This is a genomic window from Nocardioides albidus (genome assembly GCF_006335005.1).
GTDB classification, from domain to species: domain Bacteria; phylum Actinomycetota; class Actinomycetes; order Propionibacteriales; family Nocardioidaceae; genus Nocardioides; species Nocardioides albidus.
The window spans coordinates 239084-247217 of the sequence record NZ_VDMP01000025.1; the positions used below are offsets into that span (position 1 = coordinate 239084).

The 8134-nt window shown below is 71.3% G+C and carries 9 protein-coding genes and 1 pseudogene; 2 read left to right on the forward strand and 8 right to left on the reverse strand.

What is annotated here, in order from left to right:
• Positions 1–1237, forward strand: a 1237-nt coding sequence (locus tag FHP29_RS14310; RefSeq protein ID WP_158296572.1) for a hypothetical protein, incomplete at its 5' end; no start/stop codon positions are given.
• A 110-nt stretch (positions 1238–1347) separates the two neighbouring features.
• Here the strand turns inward: FHP29_RS14310 and FHP29_RS14315 are convergent.
• From FHP29_RS14315 to rpmH, 8 genes are all read right to left on the reverse strand, one after another.
• Positions 1348–2400 carry a ParB/RepB/Spo0J family partition protein gene (locus FHP29_RS14315; RefSeq protein ID WP_139623543.1) on the reverse strand — a complete coding sequence of 351 codons (1053 nt, stop codon included), beginning with the start codon at positions 2398–2400 and terminating at the stop codon, positions 1348–1350.
• Entirely contained in the window at positions 2397–3380 is a 984-nt protein-coding gene (locus FHP29_RS14320) for a ParA family protein (RefSeq protein ID WP_420813423.1), read from the reverse strand. Before FHP29_RS14320 ends, FHP29_RS14315 begins: the two co-directional genes overlap by 4 nt.
• Before the next feature lie 146 nt (positions 3381–3526).
• Positions 3527–4264 (reverse strand): 16S rRNA (guanine(527)-N(7))-methyltransferase RsmG, encoded by a 738-nt coding sequence (gene rsmG, locus FHP29_RS14325; protein ID WP_139623544.1) that lies wholly within the window; start codon positions 4262–4264, stop codon positions 3527–3529.
• 106 nt (positions 4265–4370) lie between these two features.
• Positions 4371–4973: a Jag family protein gene (locus FHP29_RS14330; protein ID WP_205014124.1), complete on the reverse strand. Its 603-nt coding sequence runs from the start codon at positions 4971–4973 to the stop codon at positions 4371–4373.
• Positions 4970–6055: a membrane protein insertase YidC gene (gene yidC, locus FHP29_RS14335; RefSeq protein WP_139623546.1), complete on the reverse strand. Its 1086-nt coding sequence runs from the start codon at positions 6053–6055 to the stop codon at positions 4970–4972. The genes FHP29_RS14330 and yidC overlap by 4 nt, the downstream gene beginning before the upstream one ends.
• A 3-nt stretch (positions 6056–6058) precedes the next feature.
• Entirely contained in the window at positions 6059–6373 is a 315-nt protein-coding gene (gene yidD / locus FHP29_RS14340) for a membrane protein insertion efficiency factor YidD (RefSeq protein WP_139623547.1), read from the reverse strand.
• Positions 6370–6759: a ribonuclease P protein component gene (rnpA, locus tag FHP29_RS14345; protein WP_139623548.1), complete on the reverse strand. Its 390-nt coding sequence runs from the start codon at positions 6757–6759 to the stop codon at positions 6370–6372. Before rnpA ends, yidD begins: the two co-directional genes overlap by 4 nt.
• A gap of 43 nt (positions 6760–6802) precedes the next feature.
• Positions 6803–6940: a 50S ribosomal protein L34 gene (gene rpmH / locus FHP29_RS14350; RefSeq protein WP_075018668.1), complete on the reverse strand. Its 138-nt coding sequence runs from the start codon at positions 6938–6940 to the stop codon at positions 6803–6805.
• A gap of 564 nt (positions 6941–7504) precedes the next feature.
• Here rpmH and FHP29_RS22755 point away from each other — a divergent pair.
• Positions 7505–8134, forward strand: a pseudogene (locus FHP29_RS22755) (hypothetical protein); the annotation flags it as partial.

Consider the following 8134-nt stretch of genomic DNA (forward strand, 5'->3'; position numbering starts at 1 on the left):
GGACGGCGAGGACGACATCGGGCACGAGGTTCACCCCGGGCTCGTGTGGACCGACGACCACCTGGTGACCCTCGCCGGCGACCACGTGCTGCGCGGCCATCGTCGTACCGACCTCGGGGAGGCATGGTCGGTCACCCTGCGCCGGGACGACTACGGCATCAGTGCCTGCTACCCGCCGGCCATCACCCCCGACGACGTCGTCGTGCTGTTCCTGTCGCAGTCCTGCGGTGAGGTCGTCGCCTACGACGCCGCAACGGGCGAGCTCCTCAGCGACGAGTCGGTCTTCGACGGCGAGTTCACCGAGATGATCGACCACGCGGACCACGTCGTCGGCACCACCCGCGTGGGGGAGCGGCTGTGGTTCGCGGGCTTCAGCACGATCGGCTACATCTCGGCCGACGGCGCACCGGTCGTCGTGCTCGACGAGGAGGCGCTCGGTTTCGCCGAGGACGCGCACAGCCTCGACCGCGTCAGCGCGATCACCTCCACCCCCGGTGGCGATCAGCTGATCGTCGCGTTCGCGCGGCGCGACGAGGCGAACGATGAGGTGGTGGGGTACGACATCGCGGCGGACGGACCGACCCTGACCCAGGCGTGGCAGGTCAAGAAGAACGACAGCACCCCGTTGGGGGCCGCCCATGCCAAGCTGCCCGGACACAACGAGCTGCGGGGTCTGCATCCCGGAGGGCTACGCCTGATCGACCTCAAGGGCGGTGCCACCGGGCTCGGCGTTCCGGACGACTCCGGCGCCGTGCCCCATCCGGCGGTCATCCCGGCCGGACGGAAGGTGTCGGCCACGTCGCCCGTGCTGCCTCGCCCGGAGTTCCTGGTCGGCGACGGGGTGCTCTACGTGAGCGCCGACAGCGCCCGGCGCCGGTACGGCTTCCGCGCGATCGAGGCCTACGACCTCACCACCGGGGACCTGATCTGGCGCACCGTCGCCCCCGCTCCTCCCGACGACGGCTCGAACATCGACGTCTACACCGTGCAGGACCTCACCCTCGGCGAGGACGGCTTGCTGTACGCCGCGTCGGCCGCCACCGCCGACGCCTCGACGCTCGTGCGCCTCGATCCCGACACGGGCGAGGTGCTGCACACCTGGGCCTTGCCGGACGGCTATGAGGTGTCCTCGCTGATCCGCGTCGTGGGGGACACGGTCGTCACGGTTCAAGACGACATCGGTGTCGGCGCCGACGCCGCTCTGCCCGGCGTGAGCTTCTTCCGTCCTGCCGCATAGGGCGACCCTCAGATCGACCTAGCGATATGTCGCCTTCTCGACAAGTCGCTTTGTCGACATAGAGACCCGACCCGGCCCGCGACGCTCAGCGGAGCCATGCCACTGGGCGCTCAGATCGGGCGGTCGTCGCGGTTGCGCGGGTCGATCAGGTCCACGATGCGCTGCAGGTCACCGGTGTTGGCGAACTCGATGCTGATCTTCCCCTTGGCCTTGCCGAGGTCGATCTTCACCCGCGTCTCGAGCCGGTCGCCCAGCCGCTCGGACAGCTCGCCCAGACCGGGCGCCTGCGGCTTCGCGCGCCGCGGCCGGGCCGGCGCAGCCCCGGTGCCGTCGCCGACCGCGACGATCTCCTCCAGGCCCCGCACCGAGATCCCCTCGGCGACGACCCGCTGGGCCAACCGGTCCTGCTGATCCGCGTCGCCGACCCCGAGCAGGGCCCGGGCGTGTCCGGCGGACAGCACGCCCGCCGCGACCCGCCGCTGCACCGCGGGGGAGAGCCGGAGAAGGCGCAGGGTGTTGCTGATCTGCGGACGCGACCGGCCGATCCGCTGGGCCAGCTCGTCGTGCGTGCAGGAGAAGTCCTCGAGCAGCTGCTGGTAGGCGGCCGCCTCCTCGAGCGGGTTGAGGTTGCTGCGGTGCAGGTTCTCCAGCAGCGCGTCGCGCAGCATGTCGGTGTCGTCGGTCTCGCGGACGATCGCCGGGATGGTGGCGAGCCCCGCCTGCTGCGTCGCACGCCACCGGCGCTCGCCCATGACCAGCTCGTAGGCCTCAGGGCCGGTCCGGCGGACGACGACGGGCTGCAGGAGGCCGATCTCCTTGATGGAGTGGACCAGCTCGGCCATCGCCTCCTCGTCGAAGACGGTCCGCGGGTTGACCGCGTTGGGCGCGATCTGCTCGACCGGCAGTTCGGCGAAGTAGGCCCCGTCGACGGGCCGCAGAGCCGAATCGGCGCTCTGAGCGCCGTTCGCGGGGTCGGTGGACCTGGGGTCCGCCGATGCGCTGGAATTGTCTCCAGCGCCAAAGTCTGGATTCTGGACGCCGTGGTTGACAACTCCGCCGTTCACCGGGTCCGGACGACCGGCGTCCGCCGGCGGCGGGGGAGCGGTCGGGATCAGCGAGCCGAGGCCGCGGCCGAGGCCCCGGCGGGGTGGGTTGGCGGTCACGAGAGGCTCCCTCGGGCGACGATCTCGCGCGCTGCCTCGAGGTAGCTCAGCGCGCCGGGCGAGCCCGGATCGTAGGTCATCACGGTCTGGGCGTACGACGGCGCCTCGGACACCCGCACCGAGCGGGGGATGGCCGTCTTGAGCACCTGGTCGCCGAAGTGCTCGCGCACCTCGGACGCCACTCCGGCCGCGAGGCGGGTGCGGGCGTCGTACATCGTCAGCACGATCGTCGACACCGCCAGCTCCGGGTTGAGGTGGGCCCGCACCATGTCCACGGTGGCGAGGAGCTGGCCGAGACCCTCGAGCGCGTAGTACTCGGCCTGGATCGGGATGAGCATCTCCGCCCCCGCGACGAGGGCGTTGAGGGTGAGCAGGCCGAGCGAGGGCGGGCAGTCGATGAAGACGTAGTCGAAGCGCTCCTCGCCCACGGCCTCGGCGGTGCCGATGCGCGGGTGGGCGTCGAGCGCCTTCTTCAGCCGCTGCTCGCGGGCCACGACGCTGACCAGCTCGATCTCGGCGCCGGCGAGGTCGATGGTGGCCGGGACCACCCACAGGCCGGCGGCGTCGGGGCAGGGCTGGGAGATCTCGGCGATCGCGACGCCGTCGACGAGGAGCTCGTACGACGACGGGGTGCCCTGCCGGTGCTCGATGTTGAGTGCCGTCGACGCGTTGCCCTGCGGGTCCAGGTCGATGACGAGGACCCGCTGGCCCAGCTGGGTCAGCGCGGCGGCGAGGTTCACCGTCGACGTGGTCTTGCCGACCCCGCCCTTCTGGTTGGCGACCACGAACACCCTGGTCTCGGACGGACGGCTGAGCTGCTCCTGGGGGATGCCGGCGCGCACCATCACGGTCGCCTGGGCGGCGCGGGCGAGCGGGGTCAGGTCGTCCTCGAAGCCGGCGGCCCGCTCGGCGAGCTGCGCCGCGGTCAGAGGAGCCGATGCTCCAGACGGTGTTTCACGTGAAACCGGCGCCGTCGCCAACTCTGTTTCACGTGAAACCGAGGGCTCGGCTCGTGCGCCGTCACCCGGCCCCGCCTGTGGATAACTAGGGGCGATCTGTGGAGACTCACGCTCAGCGGCGGCCTCCGGACCGGTGGAAAACCCGGAACCAGGACCCAACGAGTCGCTCACGACTTCCTCCTCTTCCTTCGCGACGGGGCCGTGCGGCGATCCCGAGGATCGCGCTGGCCACGAAGCGGCAACGATACGGGGGCCGGATCGGCCCACGTCAGACGGACGACGCGGATCGGCTCGATCTCGCCCCGGGTGGCGAGGTCCGCGCCCAGCTCCTCGATGACGGCCGGCGCACAGCCGAGTCGCCGGCACTGGTCCTCGGCCGCGGCGACCTCGTCGGCCGCGCTGCTGCCCTTCATGGCCAGGAGCGCGCCGTGCGGAGCCACCAGCGGCATGCACCAGGCGGCGAGCTTGTCGAGGGCGGCGACCGCGCGCGCGGTCACCACGTCGAAGGTCGCGACGCCGTGGACGGCCTCGGCGCGTCCGCGGGTGACGACGACATTGTCGAGGCCGAGTCGCTCGACGGCCTCCTCGAGGAAGGTGGTCCGGCGCAGCAGGGGCTCGATCAGCGTCACCTGCACATCAGGGCGGGCGATCGCGAGAACCAGGCCGGGCAGACCCGCTCCGGACCCGACGTCAGCAAGGGTGGCGTCGGCGGGCAGGGCGGCGGCCATCAGGCCGCAGTTGATCAGGTGGCGCTCCCAGAGGCGGGGCGTCTCGCGGGGGCCGATGAGGCCACGGACGACACCGTCGGTCGCCAGCAGCTCGGCGTACGCCAGCACGAGATCGGTGCGCGCGGCGGGGAAGACCTCCGCCAGGACCGCCGGGGGAGGGGGAAGTCCGTCGCTCATGATTCCCCCTCTCCCCGTTTCACGTGAAACATCGGCCCGGACGGGCCGAGCGATGCGGTGCTCGGCGGCTCGGCGTCGGTGCGCTCGGCCGCCGTCAGCGGTTCGATCAGGCCGGCAGGACGACGACGTAGCGCCGCGGCTCGACACCGGCGGACTCGGACCGGAGGCCGGCGGCGGCGACCGCGTCGTGCACGATCTTGCGCTCGAACGGGGACATCGGCTCCAGCGAGACGGGCTCGCCGGACTTCGCCACCTCGGCCGCGGTCTCGGCGCCCAGCTGGGTCAGCCGGGTGCGCTTGTCGGCGCGGTAGCCCGAGATGTCGAGCATCAGCCGCGAGCGCTCACCGGTCTCCCGGTAGACCGCCAGCCGGGTGAGCTCCTGCAGCGCCTCGAGGACCTTCCCGTCCCGGCCGACGAGCTGGCTCAGGTCGGCGCCGACGATCGACACGGCGGCCCGGTCGGCCTCCACGTCGATGTCGAGGTCGCCGTCCAGGTCGGCGATGTCGAGGAGCTCCTCGAGGTAGTCGGCCGCGATGTCGCCCTCACGCTCGAGGCGCGAGACGCGGTCGGTGCCGCCCGCGGGGGCCTCGTCCTCGGTGTTCTCGGTGTCGTCGATGTCCTCGATGTCGCCGTCGGTGTCGACGTCGTCGGTGGCGCTCACCGCCTCCTCCGCGTCGGCGGGGAACTCGGTCTCGGTCTCGGCGCTCACTTGGTGTCTCCCTCGTTCGTCTCGGTTCCGGCCTCGGGGTCGTACTTGTCCCATTCGGCCGATCGGTTCGTGGTGCCGTCGCCGGCGGTGGCGCTCGCGCCGCCCGCCTTCGGCGTGCTCTTGCGCTGCGAGCGGGTCTGCCGCTTGGGCTGCTGGCGCGTGCTGGGCCGCTTCTCGGGCGCGGGCGCAGGGGCGGTCTCGGTCGCGACGGTGTCGGTCACGGTGTGCCCGTGCCGCTTCGCCTTCGCCTTGTCGCGCTCCTGCTTGGCGGTGAACGCGGGCGTGCCGGGCGCGGGGTTGTTGCGGATGACGTAGAACTGCTGGCCCATCGTCCACAGGTTCGAGGTCGTCCAGTAGAGGAGGACGCCGATCGGGAACGCGACACCGCCGAGGCCGAAGGCCACCGGGAGGATGTAGAGCAGCATCTTCTGCTGCTGTGCGTACGGGCCGCTCATCGCCTCGGCCGGCATGTTCTTGGCCATCAGCTGGCGCTGGGTGAAGAAGGTGGTGGCGGTCATCGCCAGGACGAGGAAGAGGGCCACGCCCATGACCAGGCCGTTGGGGTCCTCGCCCCACGTGCGCGCGCCCCAGAAGGAGTCGGCGATCGGGATCTTGCCGAAGATGTCGGCCTGGCCGAACTGCTGGGCGCGCTCGGCGTCGAGGAAGCCGTGCGGCTTGCCCGTCTTCGCGGCCTGGTCGAGCAGGCGGAACAGCGCGAAGAAGATGGGCATCTGCAGCAGGATCGGCAGGCAGGACGCGAACGGGTTGGTGCCCGCGTCCTTGTAGAGCTTCATCGTCTCCTCGGCCAGCTTCTGCCGATCGTGGCCGTACTTCTTCTGCAGCTCCTTCACCTTGGGCTGCAGCAGCTGCATGTTGCGGCTGGACTTGATCTGCTTGACGAAGAGCGGGATCAGCGCCGCCCGGATGACCAGGGTCAGGCCGATGATCGACAGCGCCCAGGACAGACCGCCGTCGGCGTCGAGGAACAGGCTGAACAGCTCGTGCCAGCCGATGAGCACCGCCGAGATGATGTAGTACAGCGGCACCATGATGAAGTGGCCGATGTCGCCGATGAAACCCACGGATCAGGCTCCTTGCTGGGAGTCGGGACCGCCGACGGACGCCGGCAGGTGGTCGGGGTCGCGCTCAGGGCGCGAAGGGGAGTGCTCGTCGCGCGTGTGGCCGCGTCGCGGCGGGACGTGGTCGACGCCGCCGGGGGACCACGGGTGGCAGCGCAGCAGGCGGCGCGCAGCCAGCCAGGTGCCCTTGACCGCGCCGTGCGTCTGCAGCGCCTCGACGGCGTACGCCGAACACGACGGGTAGTAGCGGCAGGTCGGGCCCAGCAGAGGGCTGAGGACCAGCTGGTAGGCGCGCACCAGGCCGACGAGCAGCCACTTCATCGCGCCTCCTGCAGGTGCGCGGGCTTCGGGCCCACCACCCGGTCCAGACAACGCGCCAGCTCGCCCACCAGTTCCGGGTACGACGCGGTCGCGGCCGCTGCCTGTGCCCGCACCACCAGCACCGCACCCGGGGGGAGCCCCTCGAGCGTGGGGCGGACGGCGTGACGCAGGCGCCGCTTCACGCGGTTGCGGACGACCGCGTTGCCGACGGCCTTACTGACCACGAAGCCCACCCGTGCGGGCGGGAGCGCGGACACGCCGACAGCCTGCCGCTCCTCAGGGAGCAGCAGGTGGACGACGAGGGTGCGCGAGCCGGCACGGCGACCATGACGGCTGGCGGCCCGGAACAGGTCCGGTTCGCGCAGCCGGTGGTCGGGAGCGAGCACGTCAGCCCCACGGGAACCGCTGGGCGGACACGCTGGTCCGTCCTCAGACGGACAGGCTCGAGCGGCCCTTTCGGCGACGGTTCGCCAGAATGGCGCGACCGGCGCGGGTGCGCATGCGCAGTCGGAAACCGTGCACCTTGTGGCGACGACGGTTGTTGGGCTGGTACGTCCGCTTGCTCACGATCGGCCTCTCAGGATGATGCAGATGTCGGGAAGGGTCCTCCGGCAGCCGGGAGCGCGCTCCGATCGGGAGCCGCACAGCACGTCGGCCAGCACCGCGCAGCCACGAGGTCCGGAGATGACCGGGGCGTCGTGGACATGCGGCACCGGTCGACACCGGTTGACCAATCAACGGTACGCGGACGCTCGATCAGGGGTCAAACCGACGAGCGCTGCGACGCCGTACGACGCGCGCTCCCCGGGCAATCACACAGGACCCGGTCACAACCTGTGGATAGCGGGTTGATCACCGGCATCCGGGCGGTTAGGTTCGACGGATCCGGGATTCCCCCACCCGTGCCGGCCCTCGCGGTCGACCACCGCCGCAGCACGGTCCCTCTCCTCTCCGGGAAAGGGCTCCTGACCTGCGGAAACGGTCGACATGCAGGGGTGCGACACGGGTCTCGGTTCGGCATTGTCGACCCGATGATGCAAGAGTTCACAACCTGTGGACAAACCTGTGGAGCCAGTGTCGGGAGCGGCGCGGTCCGGCCCGCGGGGAGACGCACGAGCGAGAGGGAGAGGCGTGACCGGCAACCCGGATCAGCCCCAGGACGAGACCAGCGCGAGCGACCCCGGCCCGGGGGCCCCGGACACCCCGCCCGTCGATCCCGCCACCGCCCGGCTGGTCCAGGAGTGGACCACCGTCGTCGGCGAGCTCCAGACCCACCAGCGCGCCTGGCTCCAGGCCAGCCGCCCGGTCACCCTGCACGGCACCACCGCGATCGTCGCCGTCCCCGACGACTTCACCCGCAAGCGCCTCGAGGGCCGTCTGCGCGGCGAGCTCGAGGACGCCCTGAGCGAGCGCTTCGGCCACGACGTCCAGCTCGCGGTCACGGTCGACAGCTCCCTGCGCCACGACCTCGGGCACGAGGCGACCCCGTCGTCGTACGACGCCGGCCCGGACTACGGCACGACCTACGAGACGCCCCCGTCCTACGGCACCTTCGACGTACCGCCGGTCTTCGACCGCCCGCGCGAGGAGCCCGCACCCGACGAGGCGACGGATCGACAAGTCGCCATGTCGACAAATCCCCCTGTCGACCTGTCGACGACCTCGCCCGACATGGGACCCTCCGCGGCCGGCCCCGCCGCGACACCGAGCGGCGAGTCGCGACTCAACCCGAAGTACACCTTCGAGACCTTCGTCATCGGC